Origin of the sequence: Streptomyces sp. NPDC046881 (assembly GCF_040645015.1) — a bacterium.
Classification (GTDB): Bacteria; Actinomycetota; Actinomycetes; order Streptomycetales; family Streptomycetaceae; genus Streptomyces.
Genome location: NZ_JBEYXJ010000060.1, coordinates 14,102 through 32,281 on the forward strand (window position 1 = coordinate 14,102; position 18,180 = coordinate 32,281).

Below are 18,180 nucleotides of genomic sequence, written 5' to 3' on the forward strand. Positions count from 1 at the left end.
CGCCCGCTCACTCCCGCCCAGCCCGTTCCCGACGGAGATTTGGAGAACCATGAACGCGCGACCGGCACCGGAATTCCCGAAGTGGCCGCAGTACGACGACGACGAGCGGACCGGACTGATCCGGGCCCTGGAACAGGGCCAGTGGTGGCGCATGGGCGGGGAGGAAGTCGACTCCTTCGAGCGTGAGTTCGCCGACTTCCACGGCGCCCCGCACGCCCTCGCCGTCACCAACGGCACCCACGCCCTCGAACTCGCCCTCCAGGTCATGGGCGTCGGCCCGGGCACCGAGGTGATCGTGCCGGCCTTCACCTTCATCTCCTCGTCCCAGGCCGCCCAGCGCATCGGCGCGGTCGCCGTCCCCGTCGACGTCGACCCGGACACCTACAACATCGACGTCGCCGCGGCGGCCGCCGCCGTCACCCCGCGCACCCGGGCGATCATGCCCGTGCACATGGCCGGCCTGATGGCCGACATGGACGCCCTCGGCAAGCTCTCCGCCGACACCGGCGTCCCGATCCTCCAGGACGCGGCCCACGCCCAGGGCGCCCGCTGGCAGGGCAAGCGGGTCGGCGAACTCGGCTCGGTCGCCGCGTTCTCCTTCCAGAACGGCAAGCTGATGACCGCCGGCGAGGGCGGCGCCGTGATCTTCCCCGACAGCGACCTGTACGAGTCGGCTTTCCTGCGGCACAGCTGCGGCCGGCCCCGCACCGACCGGCACTACAAGCACCAGGTCGCCGGCACCAACATGCGGCTCAACGAGTTCTCCGCCGCCGTGCTGCGCGCCCAGCTGCGCCGCCTGCCCGCCCAGACCGCCCTGCGCGACCAGCGGTGGGCACTGCTGTCCCGGCTGCTCGGCGCCGTCGACGGCGTCGTACCGCAGGGCGGTGACGTCCGCGCCGACCAGAACACCCACTACATGGCGATGTTCCGGCTCCCGGGCATCGCCGAGGCGGACCGCAACGCCCTCGTCGACCGGCTGGTCGCCGCCGGGCTGCCCGCCTTCGCCGGGTTCCGCGCCGTCTACCGCACCGACGCCTTCTGGGAGGTCGGCGCCCCCGACGAGACCGTGGAACAGGTCGCCGAGCGCTGCCCGAACACCGAGGCCATCAGCGGCGACTGCGTCTGGCTGCACCACCGGGTGCTCCTGGCCGCCGAGCGGGACCTGGAGCTGACGGCCGAGATCATCGCGGACGCAGTGGCCGCCGTATGAGCGTGCGGGCCGCCGTGGTGGGGCTCGGCTGGGCGGGGCGGGAGCTGTGGCTGCCCCGGCTGCGGTCCCACCCGGACTTCGACCTGGTCGCCGTCGTCGACCCCGACCCCGCCGCGCGGGCGGCCGTCGGCGCGGCGACGGGCACCCCCGCCCACGCCGCACCGGACGCGCTCGACGCCCGGTCGGTGGACCTCGCCGTCGTCGCCGTACCCAACCACCTGCACACCACGGTCGCCGCCGGCCTGCTCGGCCGGGGCGTGTCCGTCTTCCTGGAGAAGCCGGTGTGCCTGTCCGGCGCGGAGGCCGACACCCTGGCCGAGGCCGAACGCGACGGCGGTGTGCTGCTGGCCGGCAGCGCCGCCCGGCACCGCGCCGACGTCCGCGAACTCGCCGCACTGCTGCCCGAGCTGGGCAGGGTGCGGCACGTCGACCTGGCCTGGGTACGGGCCCGCGGGGTGCCCCGGGCGGGCGGCTGGTTCACCCGGCGCAGCGAGGCCGGCGGCGGCGCCCTGGTCGACCTCGGCTGGCACCTCGTGGACACCCTGACCGCGCTGCTCGGACCGTCCCCGGTCCGCCAGGCCGTCGGCGCGACCTCGGACGACTTCCTCAACACCGGTGCCTGGTCGGCCGCCTGGCGCCGCGAGCAGCCGGCCGCCGCCCCCACCGGGGACGTCGAGGACACCGCCCGCGGGTTCCTGCTCCGCGAGGACGGCGTCTCCGTCTCCCTGCGGGCCAGTTGGGCGTCGCACGAGGCGACGGACCTCTCCCTGATCCGGATCGAGGGCAGCACCGGCACCGCCGAACTGCGCTGCACCTTCGGCTTCAGCCCCAACCGGCAACCGGAGTCCGTGCTCACCCTCACCCGCGAGGGCACCACCCGCCGGTTGCCGGTGCCCGCCGAACCCGTCGGCGCGGAGTACGGCCGGCAGCTGGACGGCGTACCGGCCCTCCTCGCCGACCCCGCCGGCCGGGGCCGGGCCGTCGCCGAGGCGCGGACCACCGTACGGCTCATGGAGCGCCTCTACGCCTCCGCGCGGGCCGGCCGCGACGGGCCGAGCGAGCCCGTGTACCAGCAGACCACCAGCAGATGAGGACCCCATGACAGTCCACTCGACCGACCGGCCCCTCGTCCCGGCCGGCCTCCTGACGACACCCCGGCGGGCGGTCGTCTTCGACCTGGACGGGGTGATCGTCGACAGCTTCGCGGTCATGCGGGAGGCCTTCGCGGTCGCCTACGCGGAGGTCGTCGGCGACGGCCCGGCCCCGTTCGAGGAGTACGTGCGCCACCAGGGCCGCTACTTCCCCGACATCATGCGGATCATGGGGCTGCCGCCGGAGATGGAGGAACCCTTCGTCCGCGAGAGCTACCGGCTCGCCCACCGCGTGGAGGTCTTCGACGGCGTCCTCGAACTGCTGCTGACCCTGCGGGTGCGCGGCCTCCGGCTGGCCGTGGCCACCGGCAAGGCCGGCGACCGCGCCCGCTCGCTGCTCGACGGGCTCGGCCTGCTGCCGTTCTTCGCGCACGTCATCGGCTCCGACGAGGTGGCCCGGCCCAAGCCCGCGCCCGACATCGTGCGGCGCGCGCTGGAACTGCTGGACGTACCGCCCGAGCAGGCCATCATGGTCGGCGACGCCCCCACCGACCTGGCCAGTGCCCGGGACGCCGGTGTCGCCTCGGCCGCCGCGCTGTGGGTCGGCCCCGACGAGGAGGAACTGCTCGCCGCCGGCCCCGACGCGGTGCTGCGCCGCCCCGGCGACCTGCTCGCCCTGTGCCCCGCCGTACCGGGCGACTGAGCGTGCCCGCTCCCCGGGACCGGCAGCCCGGCGCCGCCTCGGCGCCGGGCTGTCTCGGCATCGACGTCGGCGGCACCAAGGTCGCCTTCCGCGCGGAGCGCGCCGACGGCCGGATCGAGGAGTCCTCCTTCACCTGGGGCCCGCACCGGGACGCCGACCGCGACCTGGCCGACCTGGCCACCCACCTGAAGGAGTTCCCCGGCGCGGCGGACGTACGGGCCGTCGGCGTGGCCATGCCGGCCACCGTCGGCCCCGACGAGCGGATCACCGCCTGGCCCAGCCGCCCCGCGTGGACCGGGCTCGCCCTGGGCCCCGCCCTGCGCGCGCTGTTCCCCGGGGCGAGGGTCGCCTGGGCCGACGACGGCGACCTCGGCGCCCTCGCCGAGGCGGACGCGGCGGACTGCCCGAACCTCCTCTACGTCGGCGTGGGCACCGGGATCGGCGGCGGACTCGTGCTGAACGGCGCCCTGTGCCCCGGTCCCGCCCGCGGCTCCTTCGAGATCGGCCACCTCGTCATCGACCGGGACGGCCCCGAGTGCGTCTGCGGCCGCCACGGCTGCCTCCAGGCGACCGCGTCCGGCCCGGCCACCCTGGCCCACGCCACCGCCCTGCGCGGCACGCCGGTCACCTTCGACGCACTCCGCCGCGGCCTGGGCGAGCAGCGGCCCTGGGCCGTCGCCGCACTGGACCGCACGGCCCGCGCCCTCGCCGCGGCCATCGCCGGCGTCGGGGAACTCGTCCACCCCGAACGCGCCGTCCTGGGCGGCGGCTTCGCCGGGGGGATCCCGGCCCTCCTGGACTGCGTCACGGCCCACCTGGCCGCACTGTCCCGCCCCGGCCACCCCACCCCCACCCCGACCCCGGCCCGCCTGGGAGGCCTGTCGTCCCTCCGCGGCGCGGTCCTGCTGGCCCGCCAGCTCTGACGGCCCGGAACCCCCCCACCCAGCGACCGACCCAACGCGTCTGCCGGGCCCGTCACCCGCGCCCCCTGTGGTCCGCCGCCCGCGTCTGCCGGGCCCGTCACTCGCGTCGGCCGGGTGGGCCGCCCGCGCCACCGCGCCCGGCACCCGTGTCTACCGGTCCGGCCGTCCGTGCCTGCCGCCACCCGGCAGCTCCGGCGCCCCACGTCGCTCATCCCGAGCGCGCCGCCCAGCGCAACCGGAGCGCCCGCCGGACCGAACCCGCGCCGCCCGCCGGACCGAACCCGCGCCGCCCGTCGGACCGAACCCGCGCCGCCCGTCGGACCGAACCCGCGCCGCCCGCCGGACCGAACCCGCGCCGCCCGCCGGACCGAACCCGCGCCGCCCGCCGGACCGAACCCGCGCCGCCCGCCCGACCGAACCCGCGCCGCCCGCCCGGCTCAGCCGACGCGGGCCGCGCCGGCCGGTGTCGTCGCCGTCACCTGGGTGCGCAGGTCGTCCACCAGGGCGTTCACGCCGGCCGGGTCGGCTGCCGCGCCGAAGACGTGGTAGTCGGGGCGTACCAGCAGGGCGGTCGCGCCGTAGCGGTCGAGGCAGGCGCGCAGCACGCCGTCGGCGTCGACCGCGTCGGTCGCCCCGGCCGTGCCGTCGTACGACGTGCCCGCCGGCCACAGGCGGACCAGCCCCGCGCCCACGTCCCGCAGGAAGGACAGCCGGTCCGGGCCGAGGGCCGGCTCCGCCTCGGACTTGGTGAACAGGACGAAGCCGCGGCCCACCGGGTCCTCCAGCGGCGCACCGGACGGTGTGAGCAGCCGGCCGTGCGGCAGGACCTCGCCCGCCGGCGGTACCCGGGTGTCCGCGTCGGTGCCCTCCGGGCGGTGCAGCAGGCCGCAGGTGACCGGCCGCGCCGGATCCGGCCGGCCCGGCCCCCGCCCGCGCCGGTTCGCCAGCACCGTCGCGTCCCGCTCCGCCGCGGCCGCCGGGTCCGTCACACAGATCAGCCGCCCCAGCTGCACCGACGCCAGGATCGACTCGCGGACCTGCGCCGTGCGCTCCTCGGTGTAACTGTCGAGCAGGGACTCCGGGGCGGTCCCGCGCAGCACCAGGTCCAGCCGCCACGCCAGGCCGGCCACGTCCCGGACCCCCGAGCACATGCCCTGCCCGGCGAACGGCGGCATCAGGTGGGCCGCGTCCCCGGCCAGCAGCACGTGCCCGGCCCGCCACTCGTCGGCCCACCGCGCCTGGAAGATGTACGTGGTGCTGCGCAGCAGCCGCGCGGTGTCCGGGGTGACGTCGAACGGCGCGAGCAGCCGCCACGCGGTCTCCTCCCGGTTCAGGTCGGCCGCCCGCTCGCCCGGCAGCCGCATGAACTCCCAGCGCCGGTGCCCCGGCCCGCTGCCGACCAGCGTGGTCGGCCGCGCCGGATCGCACAGCTGCACGTTGGTCGGTTCGAACGCGCGCGGTTCGCGCAGCTCCACGTCGCACAGCAGCCACTCGTAGGAGAACCCGAGGTCGGTGACGGACACGCCCATCCGGTCCCGTACGAAGCTGTTGGCGCCGTCGCAGCCCACCACCCACCGCGCCGTGAACGTCCCCGCCGACCCCTCGTCGTCCTCGGCGGTCACCGTCACCCCGTCCGGCCCGTCGGCGATGTCCACCACCCGGCGGTCCCGCAGCACCGTGATGTTCGGCAGCTGCGCGGCGCGGGCGGCGAGCACCTCCTCCAGCGCCGGCTGGTGCATGGTGTTGGCGTCGGGCCAGCCGTACGGCCCCTCGGTGGTGAACTCGATGTCCAGCAGGGTCCTGCCGTCCGCCGTACGCCACTGGTAGCCGGTGCCCGGCTCGGTGATCCGGCCCAGCTCCCCGCCGATGCCCGTACCGGCCAGCAGCCGGGCGGTCTCCCCGTCGAAACTGGTCGCCCGGGGCAGCGTGTACGGCCGCCGCCGGCGTTCGAGGACCGTCACCCGCCAGCCGCGCTGCGCCAGCAGCACGGACAGCACCGAGCCGACCGGCCCGTACCCGACGACGAGCACATCCGTCCCCGGCTCCGGCTGCGGTGAACTGCTGGACGTCTTCGGGTCGTCGGTGGGCACAACGGACATGGAAACCCCCTCGGTGCGGCCTGGCTGACGGGCCCTGCTCGGGTGACTGGTGGTGAGCGTACGGCCCGGCGACCGGCTGTGGCCGGGTTCCGCCCGCGGGCTATCAGGTTGAGGGATACCGGCCCCGCTCCGGCTCGGCCTACTCTGCCGAAGTCCCGTACCAGACGCTGATTCCCGATGTCCTCGACGTGAAAGAGAGCCCTTCGGCATGCCTGGAGCAACGGCACAGTTCGAGAAGTGGGTCAGCGTCTTCCGTCCCTCGCCGGACAGCGACGTACGGCTCGTCTGCCTGCCGCACGCCGGCGGCTCGGCGAGCTTCTTCTTCCCGGTCGCCACGGCCCTCGCGCCCGCGGTGGAGGTCCTGGCCGTCCAGTACCCGGGCCGGCAGACGCGCCGGCAGGAACCCGGCATCGACAACATTCCCGACTACGCCGACCAGATCTTCGCGGCCCTGCGCCACCTGGACGACCGGCCGCTCGCCCTGTTCGGGCACAGCATGGGCGCCGTCCTCGCCTACGAGGTGGCCCTGCGCATGCGGGAAGCCGGACTGCCGTCCCCGGTACGGCTGTTCGCCTCCGGCCGGCGCGCCCCCTCCCGGTACCGCGACGAGCGCGTGCACGACGCGACCGACGAGGGGCTGCTGGCCGAGCTGCGCACCCTGAGCGGCCCCAACCAGGCGGTCCTGGCCGACCCGGAGGTGCTGGCGATGTTCCTGCCGGCGATCCGCAGCGACTACACCGCCATCGAGAGCTACCGGCACGACCCCGGCCGGCTGCTGGACTGCCCGCTGACCGTCCTCACCGGCGACGCCGACCCCCGGACCAGCCTCGACGAGGCGCGCGCCTGGGAGGAGCACACCACCGGCCCGACCGACGTACAGGTCTTCACCGGCGGTCACTTCTTCCACGTCGAACACAGCGCCGAGGTCATCGCGCTGCTGTCCCGCAGCCTGAGCGGCCAGGGCGCCGACACCACCCGCTGACCCCACCGACCGCTCCCGACGAGGGAAGAGCCCGTGACGCTCGCCAACCCGGTGCCCACCATGGCCCCGCACTCGCTCCTGGTCTTCCTCCTCCAACTCGCCTTCCTGCTGCTGTGCGCCCTCGTCCTGGGCCGGCTCGCCGAGCGCTTCCGCATGCCGGCGGTCGTCGGCGAGCTGTGCGCGGGCCTGCTGCTCGGCCCGTCCGTGCTCCAGCACGTGCTGCCCGGCTTCTCCGCGTGGCTGCTGCCCCGGCAGCCGGAGCAGATGCACCTGCTGGACGCCACCGGCCAGCTCGGCGTGCTGCTCCTCGTCGGGGTCACCGGCGCCGAGCTGAACTTCGGTCTCGTCCGCAAGCGCGGCGTCACCGCCGCCCGGGTCAGCATCGCCGGCCTGGTACTGCCCCTCGGCCTCGGTATCGCCACCGGCTTCGCGCTGCGCGGCGTCCTGCTGCCGGACGGTGTCGACCCCACCGTGTTCGCGTTCTTCCTCGGCGTCGCGATGTGCGTCACCGCGATCCCGGTGATCGCCAAGACGCTCCTCGACATGAAGCTGCTGCACCGCGACATCGGCCAGCTGATCCTGTCCGCCGGTGTCGTGGACGACATCGTCGGCTGGTTCCTGCTCTCCGTGGTGTCCGCGATGGCCACCGCCGGACTCACCGCGGGTGTCATGGCGACCTCCGTGCTCTACCCGGTCGGCGTCGTGCTGTTCGCCGTGTTCCTCGGCCGCCCGCTGGTGGGCGCCGCACTGCGCCGGGCCGGCCGCGCAGAGGGCTCCGCGCCCACGATCATGACGGTCGTCGTACTGGTCCTGTTCGGGGCCGCGGCCACCCAGGCCATGAAGCTGGAGGCGATCTTCGGCGCCTTCGTCTGCGGCGTGCTGGTCGGCACCAGCAAGGACCTGGACCGGGAGAAGCTCGAACCGCTGAAGACGACCGTACTGGCCTTCCTCGCCCCGCTGTTCTTCGCCACCGCCGGGCTGCGGATGGACCTCACCGGCCTGCGCCACCCGGAGGTCCTCGCCGCCGCCGTCGCCGTCCTCGCCGTCGCCGTCCTCGGCAAGTTCTCCGGCGCCTTCCTCGGCGCCCGGTTCAGCCGCCTCAACCGCTGGGAGGCGCTCGCCCTCGGGGCCGGCATGAACTGCCGTGGCGTGGTCGAGGTCGTCGTGGCGATGACCGGCCTGCGCCTGGGCGTCCTGGACACCGACGCCTACACCATCATCGTCCTCGTCGCCATCGTGACCTCGCTGATGACACCGCCCGTCCTGCGGTTCGCGATGGCCCGCGCGGAGGAACTCGCCGACGCCGGACTCAGCCTCCAGGACGCGGAGCCGGGCCGGACCCCGCGCGCGGCCGGACGGTCCGGCGCACCCGACAGTGAGGTGACCCCATGAGCACCCTGCTCCTGCTGAACGGCCCCAACCTCGGCATCCTGGGCCGCCGCGAGCCGGAGATCTACGGCACCGACACCCTCGCCGACATCGAGAAGGCCGTCGCCGCCGAAGTGAGCGGCGCCGGCTGGGACGTGCTCTCCCTCCAGCACGACTCCGAGGGCGACCTGGTGCGCGACATCCACCGGCACCACCTCGACACCGTCGGCGCCGTCGTCAACCCCGGGGCGCTGATGATCGCCGGCTGGAGCCTGCGCGACGCCCTCGCCGCCTACCCGCGGCCCTGGATCGAGGTGCACCTGAGCAACGTGTGGGCCCGGGAGCAGTTCCGGCACGAGTCCGTGATCGCCCCGCTGGCCTCCGGCGTCGTCGTGGGCCTCGGCTCCCTGGGCTACCGGCTGGCCGCGAGGGCCCTGCTGGAACTGGTCGGCGCGCACCGCTGACGACCGGCGGGCCGGCCCGCGCCGCGCCCGCACCTCACCGCATCCGTGTCGCGAAAGGACACCCCGCTCATGAAGCTCGCCCTGCACGAGGCCGGTGACGGCGACCGGACGGTGCTGCTCGTCCACGGCGTGATGTCGTCCTCGGACACCTGGCGCCGGGTGGCGCCGGCCCTCGTCGAGCGCGGCTACCGCGTGCTCATGCCGGACCTGCGCGGCCACGGGGACAGCCCGCACGCCGACGAGTACACGCCCGACCTGCTCGCGGCCGACCTCGTGGAGACCGTCCCGGCCGGCGTCGACCTGGCCCTCGCCCACTCCTTCGGCGCGCCCGTGCTCGCCCTCGCGGTCGCCGGCCTGCGCCCGGCCCGGGTCGTCTACAGCGACCCCGCGTGGAAGCTCGGCGCCAAGTCCGTCGACGAGGTACGGGAGTTCGCACAGGCCACCAAGTCCGCGACCGCCGAGAGCATCCGTCAGCTGTGCCCCCGTTGGCTGCCCGAGGACATCGAGGCGGAGCTGGCCGGGTACGCCCGCTGGGACGTCCGGGCCATCGAGTGGCTGCAGAGCGACCGCGACCTGATCCCCGCGCGCGCCGAGGTGCCCTCGCTCGTCCAGGGCGCAGGCGACCACCACCTCGTGCCGGACGAACTGGCCGAACGGCTCCGCGCGCGCGGCTTCGAGGTGGTGTACGTGCCGGACACCGGGCACTGCATCCACCGCGACGACCTCGACGGCTTCCTGAAGTCGCTGGAGGGCTGGCTCTGACCGCGGGGGCGGGACGCCCGGCCCGGTGCCCCGCCCCGTGTTAGGTTCGTCCCATGGACGCAGGTCACCTCACGCAGGTGGAGACGGGGAGTTCCCCGGCCGCCGGCCCCACACCCCCCGCGCTGCACGGCTCGTTCACGATCGGTCTGGACTTCACGGTGCCGCCGGCCGAGGTGTTCCGCGGCTTCGCCGACCCGTCCCTGCGGCGCCGCTGGTTCCGGCTGCCGGGCAGGTCCGCCACCGCCCGGCACGAGCTGGACTTCCGGGTCGGCGGCGAGGAGACCGCCCGCAACGTCTTCGTCTCCGGCGACACCGAGGAACACCTCGCCTACCGCTCCCGGTTCCTGGACATCGTGCCGGACACCCGGATCCTGTACGTCTACCAGGCCGAGGTCGACGGCATCCGCCGCTGGGTCTCCCTCGTCACCGTCGAACTCGCCGACCGGCCCGCCGGTTCCCACCTGACCTGGACCGAGCAGTACACCTGGCTCGTGCCCACCGGGGACGGCACCCAGGACACCGCCCACCTCCGCGGCGGCACCCGCCTCCTCCTCAACGGCCTCACCGCGACGGTCGACCCGACCCGCCACCCCACCCTGCCCGCCACCACCGCACTGGCCAAGCGCGCCTGACCCGCGGCGGCGGCCGCGTGCCCGGGCGATTACCTCTCAGGTCATCGATCCGCGTGCGCCCGCGTGTCAGGATCGTCGGTGTACGGAGGCCGACCGACCGGAAGGACACCATGCCCGCCTACGCCATAGCCCACTTGCAGGAGGCCGCCCCGCACCCGGAGATCGCCGCGTACATGGAGCGCATCACCGCCACCCTGGAGCCGTACGGCGGCCGCTTCCTCGTGCACGGCGCACAGCACGAGGTCAAGGAGGGCGACTGGCCCGGACACGTCGTGGTGATCTCCTTCCCCGGCATCACCGAGGCCCGGGCCTGGTGGGACTCGCCCGCGTACCAGGAGATCGCACCGCTGCGCTTCCGGCACATCGCCGGCGACATCGTCCTGGTCCCGGGCGTCCCCGAGGACTACGACCCCGCCCACACCGCGAAGGCGATGCGGGAGAACCTGCCCGCCGAGTAGCGCGCGGGGTGCCCCGCGGTCAGGTCCGCAGGGTCCGGGCGAGGGTCCGTGCCGCCCGTTCCGCGTCGGTGAAGCGTGTGTAGAGCGGGGCGAAGCCGAAGCGGAGGATGTCGGGCGGGCGGACGTCGCCGGTGACGCCCGAGTCGATCAGGCGCTTCATCACCTCGGCCGCGTCGGGGCAGCGCAGGGCGACCTGGCTGCCCCGTTCCTCGTGCCGGGCCGGGGTCAGCGGCTCGACCAGGCCGGCGGGAACGTACGCCGTGACGCACTCCAGGAAGAAGTCGGTCAGCGCGAGGGACTTCGCCCGTACCGCGTCGACCGGCACGCCGTCCCAGACGGTCAGCGCCTCCTCCAGCGCGAGCAGGGAGAGGATGTCCGGGGTGCCGACCCGACCGCGCGCCGCGCCGGACGCGGGCGTGTACTCCGCCCCCATCCGGAACGGTTCCGCGTGGGAACTCCAGCCGGGCAGGGGCGAGTCGAAACGGTTCTGAAGGTCCCGGCGCACGTACAGGAACGCGGGCGAACCCGGCCCGCCGTTCAGGTACTTGTAGGTGCAGCCGACGGCCAGGTCGACCCGGTGCGCGTCCAGGCCGACCGGCAGGGCGCCCGCGCTGTGGCACAGGTCCCACACGGCGTACCCGCCCGCCGCGTGCACCGCGGCGGTCAGGGCCGGCAGGTCGTGCAGCCGGCCGGTGCGGTAGTCGACGTGGTTCATCAGGACCACCGCGGTCCGCTCGCCCAGGGCGTCCGGCAGCCGGGCGGGCTCGACGGGCCTGAGCGTGCAGCCGGTCATGCGGGCCGCGGACGCGGCGATGTAGCCGTCCGTCGGGAACGTGGTCCCGTCCACCAGGATCTCCCGGCGGCCGTCGCCGTCGGCGGCGGCCATCCGCGCCGCCGCCACCACGGCCTTGAACACGTTGACGCTGGTGGAGTCGCCCACGACGATCTGGCCGGAGGCCGCCTGCACCAGCGGGGCGATACGGTCACCGACCCGCTCCGGGGCGGTCCACCAGCCGCCCTCCGCCCAGGAGCCGATGCGGTCCGCGCCCCACTGCCTGCGGACGACGTCCTCGATCCGGCCCGGCACGCTCGCCGGCAGCGCGCCCAGCGAGTTGCCGTCCAGGTACACGGTGTCGTCCAGCACGAACCGTTCGCGTACGCCCGCGAGCTGGTCGGTGTCGTCCAACCGGGCGGCCTTCGCCGCGAGTTCAGTCATCCGACCCGGCCAGCAGCCGTCCGGCCCGCGCGGGCAGGTCGCCCGGCTCCTCCAGGCGCGCGGCGGTGTCCAGCGCGCGCCTTGCCGTCGCCTCCGCCTGGTCGGCACGGCCCAGGTCGGCGAGCCGCTCCGCCAGGTGGACCAGCGTCTTCGCCAGGCCGCGCAGCCCGTTCTGCGTCTTGGCGCGTCCCTCGTACGCCTCGACCAGGCTCTGCGCCAGCAGCACCGGGAACTCGCCGAACAGCGTGACCCCCGCCGGTACGGCGTCCAGCAGGTCGGCGGGCAGGGCCGGGTTCCGCTCGGCGAGGGAGGTCAGCGCGTCGGCGAGCGGCTTCGGATACCCCCCGCTCAGGGCCACCGCGACGGCGGTGGGGGACAGGCCGGGCAGCAGCGACAGCAGCTCGGTCAGCCGCTCGCGCACCTCCGGACGGGTGTCGGCGGCCCGCGCCAGCACGGTCAGGACACGCCGGTCCTGCTCCTCGGTGGTCTCCATCAGCAGGCCGAGCAGGAACCGGGGCGTGGCCACCGCCAGGACGAGTTCCTCGGCGGGCCCGTCCGGCAGCGACTCGTCCCAGTACGGCTCCGCCCCCGCCGTGGCGGGCGGGTACATCGCGCGCAGCCAGCGGGCCGCCGCGAGCCGCACCTCGGGCTCCTCCAGCTCCTGGATGTGCCCCAGCGCGGCGAGTGCCGCCTCCTCGTCGCCGACCCCGCAGAGCACGGCGGTGGCCGCGGCCCGCGCCACCACGTCGGCGGACAGGCCCAGCCCGTGCGCGTCGGCGGAGCCGCGCAGATACGCCAGTTCGCCGGCCACGAGCAGATCGTCCGGCCGCCCCTCGAACCCCAGGAGGCCGGCCAGCACCGCCGCCTGTACGGCACCGGGCAGCCCCGGCGTCCCCGGCAGGGGCGGCGCAGGCGGCTGGTACCCGGCGGCGGCCAGCGCGGCCCGGTAGTCCTCCGCCGCCTCCCGGACGGCCTCCGTACGCGCGGCCTCCGCGGTGTCGGGGGCGGTCAGCTCCTCGCTGGTCACGGCCGCCCCGGACGCCGGCCGCTCCCACCAGCCGTCGTCGGCTCGGGCCAGCAGCAGCACCCGTACCGGCGCGCTCCCGGCGCGTCCGGCCGCCGCGTCCAGGACCGCGGCCACCTGCTCCTGCCGGGTCTCGGCGTCGTCGACGACCACCAGCAGCGGCCGTTCACCGGGCGGCAGCTGCCCGCCGGGCGCGAGGAACTCGGTGTCCCACCGGCCCGTCGCCCGGAGCCGGTCGGCGAGTTCCAGCGCGAGGCGGGACTTCCCGGCCCCGGCCGACCCGCACACCACATGGGCGCGCACTCCGGTGCCCTCGCACCACCGCGTGAGGCCGTCCAGCCGCTCCGCCCGCGAGCGGAACCGGGCGACGCGCGCCCCGGCCGCCAGCAACCGGCTGGGCCGCACCGGGGGAGCGGCGGGCACGTCCGCGGCCGACGCGACCGCCCCGGCGGCCGGGCGGGGCGCTGCGGCAGCGGCGGTCAACTGCCCGACGATGCGCGGCAGGGCCTCGCTCAGCGGTTCCCGGACGAGGTCGGTGGCGATGGCGTCGTAGGGCGTCGGGTCGTAGTTGACGATGACCAGGGTCGCCCCGGCGTGCACCGCGCTCGCGCACAGCGAACCGGCGGGCTCCACGGTCAGTGTCGTCCCGACGGCGAGGATCAGGTCGCAGGAGGTGACCGCCTCCTCGGCCCGGACGAACACCTCCGGGGACATGGTCTGCCCGAACATGGTGCTGGCGGTCTTCTGGATCCCGCCGCACTCCGTGCACGGCGGCGTGGCCTCACCGGCCTCGATCCTGGCCAGCACCTCGGTCGTGGGCGACCGGTGCCCGCACGCCACGCACAGGGTGGTGCGCATCGTGCCGTGCAGTTCGATCACCCGGTCGGCCGGGGTGCCGGCCTGCTGGTGCAGCCCGTCCGTGTTCTGGGTGACCACCAGGGTGTCGATGCCCGAGTGCGCCAGCTCGGCCACCGCGCGGTGCCCGGCGTTGGGCTCGGCCTCCCAGACGGGGTGCTCGAAGCGTGACTTCCAGTAGCTGACCCGCAGTTGGGGGTCCGCCATGAACGCCTGGTAGGTGTGCCGGGTCTGCATGCCCGGGTTCAGCGTCCACACGCCGGACGGGCCCCTGAAGTCCTGGATGCCGGAGTCGGTGGAGATTCCGGCACCGCTGAACACCACCAGGCGGCGGACCCCGTGAGCCCAGTCGGGGACGGTGCCGGGCGGTGCGGTGCGGGATGACGTCATCAGACCCTCCAGGGGGAATCGGCATGGCCAACCGTAGTGGCCGGACGGCGTTTCACCGGGACGCGGCCGGATCCCCGGCGAAGCGGCCCAGCGCGCCGACTCCCTCCCGCATGGCGACCACCAGCCGCGCGGCGAGGGCACTCACGTGCTTCTTCGACAGCAGACTCCGGTGGTCACCCGGCGTCCGGAGCACCACCAGCGAACCGTCGATCCTGGCGCCCCAGCCCATGTCGGGCAGGGTGTGCGTCGCCTCGTCGCCGCGGATCACCACGGCGCTGCCGTCGTACGGCGTGTGTACCTGATCACGGTACTGCAGCAACGCCTTGGCGTGCCGCCGGTAGAGCGCGACCAGCCGCTGGAGGTCCTCGACGTTCCCCACGTCCGGGCGGGCCAGGTGGCCCTCGGCGAGGGACAGGGCGTGCTGCAGCCGCCGTTGCGGCGGGATCCGGTGCAACTCCTCCAGCGTGATGGGCAGTTCGTCACCGAAGGCGCCGAGGATCGCCGCCGCGTCGTCGTCCACCCAGGCCGGCGGTACGGGGTCGGCGATGCTGGAGTCGATGAGCGCCAGCGCCTCCACCTCGCCGCCTTCCTCGCGCACCTGGCGCGCCATCGCGTAGGCGACGGCACCGCCCATGCACCAGCCCCCGAACCGGTAGGGGCCCTCGGGCTGCACGCTCCGCACCACCCGCAGGTAGTGCGCGGCCATGTTCTCGACGGTGGCGGGCCGGGGCCCGGTCGCGGACACGTGGTCGTACGCCTGGATCCCGAAGACCGGCTGGTCGTCCGGCAGGGCGTCGCTCAGCGCGCCGTAGCAGAACACCGTGCCGCCCAGCGGGTGGATCAGGAACAGCGGCCGCTCCCCGGAGCCGGCGGCCTCGCGCAGCGGGACGAGGACCGAGCCCTGTTCCTGCCGGCGGCTGTCCACGCCCTCCGCGACCGAGGCCACCGTCGCGCCGGTCAGCAGGCTCGCCAGCGGCACCTCGTGGCCGGTGGCCTCCTTGATCCGCAGCACCACCCGCAGCGCGGCCACGGAGTGACCGCCCAGTTCCCGGAAGGTGTCGGTCGCGCCCACCCGGTCCAGGCCCAGCTCCTGCGCCCACAACGCGGCGACCAGCCGCTCGGTGTCGGTCGACGGTTCGACGATCCGCCCGGCGGCCGTGCTGCCGCGGTCCGGGTCGGGCAGCGCGGCCCGGTCGATCTTCCCGTTGGGCGTCAGGGGATACGCGTCGAGCCACACGTACGCCGAGGGCACCATGTAGTCCGGGACCGAGGCGGCCACGTGGGCCCGCAGCTCCTGCGGGGTCGCGGGTTCCGCCGCCGGGGCCGCCACCGCGTAGGCGACCAGCCGATGGCCGCCCTGGTCGTCCGGCCGCGGCACGACCACGACCTGGCCGACCGCGGGGTGGGTGGCGAGCACCGACTCGATCTCGCCCAGCTCGATCCGGAACCCCCGTATCTTCACCTGGTGGTCGGACCGGCCGAGGAACTCCAGCCGCCCGTCCTGCCGCCGGCGGACGGTGTCGCCGGTGCGGAACAGCCGGGAGCCGGGCCGGCCGAAGGGGTCGGCGACGAAGCGCACCGCGGTCAGGGCAGCCCGGTTCCGGTAGCCGCGCGCCACCCCGTCACCGCCGATGTACAGCTCGCCGGGCACCCCGACGGGTACGGGCCGCAGCGCCTCGTCCAGCACGTGGACCCGGGTGTTGGCCAGCGGCCCGCCGATGGCGACCGGCTCCTCGGCGCGCACCGGCTGGAGACAGGACCAGATGGTGGTCTCCGTCGGTCCGTAGGCGTTCCACACCGCGCCCATGCGGACGGCGAGCTGCTCGGCGAGGTCGGCGGGCAGCGCCTCGCCGCCGCAGATCGCCCTGAGGCCGGGTTCCGCGCCCAGCCCGGCCTCGATCAGCATCCGCCAGGCCGACGGGGTGGCCTGCGCGACGGTGGCCTTCCGCACCTCGGCGACCAGCGCGCCGCCCTGGGTCTGCTCGCCCTGCGGCACGCGCAGTTCGGCGCCGACCAGCAGCGGGGCGAAGACCTCCAGGGCGGCGATGTCGAAGGACAGGGAGGTGATCGCGAGCCAGCGGTCCCGGGCGGTCAGACCGGTCTCGACGATCATGGACAGCAGCAGGTTGACCAGGGCCCGATGGCTGATCTGCACGCCCTTGGGCCGGCCCGTCGACCCGGACGTGTAGATGACGTACGCCAGGTCGTCCGCCCGCAGCCCGGAGGAGAAGACGACGTTCCGGCCCTCGTCCAGGCTGTCCGGCGTGACGGTGAGCACCTTCGCCGAGGAGGCGGGCGGCCGCGACCCGGGGTCGGTCAGCACGATCGGGGCCTGCGCGTCCGCCAGCATGTACGCCAGCCGGTCGGCCGGGTAGTCGGGGTCCAGGGGCAGATACGCCCCGCCGGCCCAGAGCACGGCGAGCAGCGCGGTGATCAGGTCCGCCGAGCGGCGCATGCACACGCCGACGATCACACCGGGGCCCACCCCGTGCTCCCGCAGGTGCCCGGCCAGCCGGTTGACCCGCTGGTACAGCTGCGCGTACGTCAGCTGCCGGTCGCCGGACCGCAGCGCGATCCGCTCGGGGAAACGCTCGGCCGTCTCGGCGAGCAGCGCCGGCAGCGGGCGGTGCCGCTCGGGTCCGTCGATCGCCGTGTCGTTCCAGTCGCGCAGCAGTCGGTGCGTCTCGGCCTCGCTCAGCAGCGACGCCCGCGACACGGCGCCGGCGGGATCGCCGACCATCGTCTCCAGCGCCGCGGCGTAGTAGCCGCCGATCGCCGCGATCTGCTCCGCGGAGAACTGCGCCGCGTCGTAGTTGATGCCGAGCCCCAGCTCGCCCGTGGTCGGGTCGGCACCGAAGTTCGCGGTGAACGGGAAGTTGGTCTGCTCGAAGAACTCGGTGGCGTCGATCTTCAGACGCGTCAGCGACAGATCGCCGTAGCTGCGCATCGCCCGGTAGTCGACCAGCGTCTCGAACAGCGTGTCGCGGTCCAGGTCGCGTTGCATCTGGCCGAGCGGATAGCGCCGGTGGGGGAGGGCCTCGACCTCGGCCTCGTGCACCCGGCGGGCGAGGTCCTGCCAGGTGGCCCCCGCGACGTCCACCACCAGCGGGACGCTGTTCAGGAACAGCCCGAGCATCCGCTCCGCGTCGGCGGACTCCGGCCGGCAGTTGGCGACCCGTCCGGTGACCACCCGCTGCCGGCCCGACAGCAGGGAGACGACCGCGACGTGCGCCGCGTACAGCGCCGCCTTCACCGGCACCCGCGCACCGGCCGCGAACTCCTTGATCCGCGAGGTCAGTTCCGCCCCGAACGGCACCCGGTGCACGATCGCGGACCGCTCCGCCGTGCCGCCCGTGTCCGCGGTGTCCCCCCAGCGGGGCAGCTCGGCGACCTCGGTGTCCGCGAGCCGGTCCCGCCAGTACGCCCGGGACTCGTCCCCGGCCAGCGCGGCCCGCTCCAGCCGGACGTAGTCACGGAACCGCGCGGCGAGCCGCGGCACCTCGGGCGCGCCGTCCCGGTCGTACTCCGCGAGGAGCCAGGAGATCAGCAGCGACAGGCTCCAGCCGTCGAGGATCGCGTGGTGGAAGCTCACATGGAGCCAGAAGGTGCTCTCGCTGACCGTCTGCACGTGGAACCGCAGCAGCGGAGGGGTGGCCAGGTCGAACGGCCGGCTCTTCTCCGCCGCCCGCCACGCGGCCAGCCGGGCCTCCTGTTCCGCCGCGGCCAGGCCGGTCAGGTCCTCGACGGTCAGCGGGGGCGCCACCGCGTCGTGCACCAGCTGCATGGGCTCGCTGAACCGGGTCAGGTCCACGCTGCTGCGCAGGATCTCGTGCCCGGCCAGCAGCGCGGCGAGCACCGCCCGGAACCGGTCCTCGTCGAACGGCCCGTCGATCTTCAGGCTCGACAGGTCGTGGTAGGTGGACCCGGTGGTGTCGAGATGGGAGTGGTACAGCATCCCGGACTGCAGCCGGGTGAGCGGGTAGGCGTCCTCGATCGTCATGGT

Annotated in this window: 14 protein-coding genes; 10 read left to right on the plus strand and 4 right to left on the minus strand. The window is 74.8% G+C overall.

Features of this window, described 5'->3' with window-relative positions; translation table 11 throughout:
- Positions 1-49 precede the first annotated feature (49 nt).
- Genes rifK through ABZ923_RS25580 form a run of 4 tightly spaced genes read left to right on the plus strand, consistent with a single transcriptional unit; the run spans position 50 to position 3,927 of the window.
- Positions 50-1,210, plus strand: a complete 1,161-nt coding sequence (gene rifK / locus ABZ923_RS25565) for a 3-amino-5-hydroxybenzoate synthase (protein WP_361475791.1) — start codon at positions 50-52, stop codon at positions 1,208-1,210.
- A complete protein-coding gene (locus ABZ923_RS25570) occupies positions 1,207-2,301 on the plus strand; it encodes a Gfo/Idh/MocA family oxidoreductase (protein ID WP_361475793.1) in 1,095 nt (364 codons plus the stop codon). Before rifK ends, ABZ923_RS25570 begins: the two co-directional genes overlap by 4 nt.
- Positions 2,302-2,308: 7 nt before the next feature.
- Complete coding sequence (locus tag ABZ923_RS25575) at positions 2,309-3,004, plus strand: HAD-IA family hydrolase (protein WP_361475795.1); 696 nt, start codon at positions 2,309-2,311, stop codon at positions 3,002-3,004.
- 2 nt (positions 3,005-3,006) lie between these two features.
- Positions 3,007-3,927: an ROK family protein gene (locus ABZ923_RS25580; RefSeq protein ID WP_361475797.1), complete on the plus strand. Its 921-nt coding sequence runs from the start codon at positions 3,007-3,009 to the stop codon at positions 3,925-3,927.
- A gap of 437 nt (positions 3,928-4,364) precedes the next feature.
- Here ABZ923_RS25580 and ABZ923_RS25585 read toward each other — a convergent pair whose 3' ends face one another.
- Entirely contained in the window at positions 4,365-6,026 is a 1,662-nt protein-coding gene (locus tag ABZ923_RS25585; protein WP_361475799.1) for a bifunctional 3-(3-hydroxy-phenyl)propionate/3-hydroxycinnamic acid hydroxylase, read from the minus strand.
- Positions 6,027-6,234: 208 nt separating this feature from the next.
- On the opposite strand from ABZ923_RS25585, the gene ABZ923_RS25590 reads away from it, so the two are divergent.
- From ABZ923_RS25590 to ABZ923_RS25615, 6 genes are all read left to right on the plus strand, one after another.
- Entirely contained in the window at positions 6,235-7,008 is a 774-nt protein-coding gene (locus ABZ923_RS25590) for an alpha/beta fold hydrolase (protein ID WP_361475801.1), read from the plus strand.
- 33 nt (positions 7,009-7,041) lie between these two features.
- On the plus strand, positions 7,042-8,400 hold the full coding sequence (locus tag ABZ923_RS25595) for a cation:proton antiporter (RefSeq protein WP_361475803.1): 1,359 nt from the start codon (positions 7,042-7,044) through the stop codon (positions 8,398-8,400).
- Complete coding sequence (locus ABZ923_RS25600; RefSeq protein WP_361475805.1) at positions 8,397-8,840, plus strand: type II 3-dehydroquinate dehydratase; 444 nt, start codon at positions 8,397-8,399, stop codon at positions 8,838-8,840. The genes ABZ923_RS25595 and ABZ923_RS25600 overlap by 4 nt, the downstream gene beginning before the upstream one ends.
- Before the next feature lie 69 nt (positions 8,841-8,909).
- Entirely contained in the window at positions 8,910-9,602 is a 693-nt protein-coding gene (locus ABZ923_RS25605) for an alpha/beta hydrolase (RefSeq protein ID WP_361475807.1), read from the plus strand.
- A gap of 53 nt (positions 9,603-9,655) precedes the next feature.
- Positions 9,656-10,234, plus strand: a complete 579-nt coding sequence (locus ABZ923_RS25610; RefSeq protein ID WP_361475809.1) for an SRPBCC domain-containing protein — start codon at positions 9,656-9,658, stop codon at positions 10,232-10,234.
- A gap of 110 nt (positions 10,235-10,344) precedes the next feature.
- Positions 10,345-10,692, plus strand: coding sequence for a DUF1330 domain-containing protein (locus tag ABZ923_RS25615; RefSeq protein ID WP_361475811.1), 348 nt, complete (start codon positions 10,345-10,347; stop codon positions 10,690-10,692).
- A gap of 19 nt (positions 10,693-10,711) precedes the next feature.
- Here the strand turns inward: ABZ923_RS25615 and kynU are convergent, their stop codons facing one another.
- The 3 genes from kynU to ABZ923_RS25630 are packed head-to-tail and all read right to left on the minus strand — an operon-like array spanning position 10,712 to position 18,177.
- Positions 10,712-11,908: a kynureninase gene (kynU, locus tag ABZ923_RS25620; RefSeq protein ID WP_361475813.1), complete on the minus strand. Its 1,197-nt coding sequence runs from the start codon at positions 11,906-11,908 to the stop codon at positions 10,712-10,714.
- On the minus strand, positions 11,901-14,177 hold the full coding sequence (locus ABZ923_RS25625) for a Sir2 family NAD-dependent protein deacetylase (protein WP_361475815.1): 2,277 nt from the start codon (positions 14,175-14,177) through the stop codon (positions 11,901-11,903). The genes kynU and ABZ923_RS25625 overlap by 8 nt, the downstream gene beginning before the upstream one ends.
- A 52-nt stretch (positions 14,178-14,229) precedes the next feature.
- On the minus strand, positions 14,230-18,177 hold the full coding sequence (locus ABZ923_RS25630; protein ID WP_361475817.1) for an amino acid adenylation domain-containing protein: 3,948 nt from the start codon (positions 18,175-18,177) through the stop codon (positions 14,230-14,232).
- Positions 18,178-18,180 lie beyond the last annotated feature (3 nt).

Bases quoted from the DNA above. Each gene is read 5' to 3' on its own strand.
- ABZ923_RS25585 (WP_361475799.1), bottom strand. From the start codon at position 6,026: ATGTCCGTTGTGCCCACCGACGACCCGAAGACGTCCAGCAGTTCACCG.
- ABZ923_RS25615 (WP_361475811.1), top strand. From the start codon at position 10,345: ATGCCCGCCTACGCCATAGCCCACTTGCAGGAGGCCGCCCCGCACCCG.
- ABZ923_RS25605 (WP_361475807.1), top strand. From the start codon at position 8,910: ATGAAGCTCGCCCTGCACGAGGCCGGTGACGGCGACCGGACGGTGCTG.
- ABZ923_RS25630 (WP_361475817.1), bottom strand. From the start codon at position 18,177: ATGACGATCGAGGACGCCTACCCGCTCACCCGGCTGCAGTCCGGGATG.
- ABZ923_RS25590 (WP_361475801.1), top strand. From the start codon at position 6,235: ATGCCTGGAGCAACGGCACAGTTCGAGAAGTGGGTCAGCGTCTTCCGT.
- kynU (WP_361475813.1), bottom strand. From the start codon at position 11,908: ATGACTGAACTCGCGGCGAAGGCCGCCCGGTTGGACGACACCGACCAG.
- ABZ923_RS25600 (WP_361475805.1), top strand. From the start codon at position 8,397: ATGAGCACCCTGCTCCTGCTGAACGGCCCCAACCTCGGCATCCTGGGC.
- rifK (WP_361475791.1), top strand. From the start codon at position 50: ATGAACGCGCGACCGGCACCGGAATTCCCGAAGTGGCCGCAGTACGAC.
- ABZ923_RS25570 (WP_361475793.1), top strand. From the start codon at position 1,207: ATGAGCGTGCGGGCCGCCGTGGTGGGGCTCGGCTGGGCGGGGCGGGAG.
- ABZ923_RS25625 (WP_361475815.1), bottom strand. From the start codon at position 14,177: ATGACGTCATCCCGCACCGCACCGCCCGGCACCGTCCCCGACTGGGCT.
- ABZ923_RS25610 (WP_361475809.1), top strand. From the start codon at position 9,656: ATGGACGCAGGTCACCTCACGCAGGTGGAGACGGGGAGTTCCCCGGCC.
- ABZ923_RS25575 (WP_361475795.1), top strand. From the start codon at position 2,309: ATGACAGTCCACTCGACCGACCGGCCCCTCGTCCCGGCCGGCCTCCTG.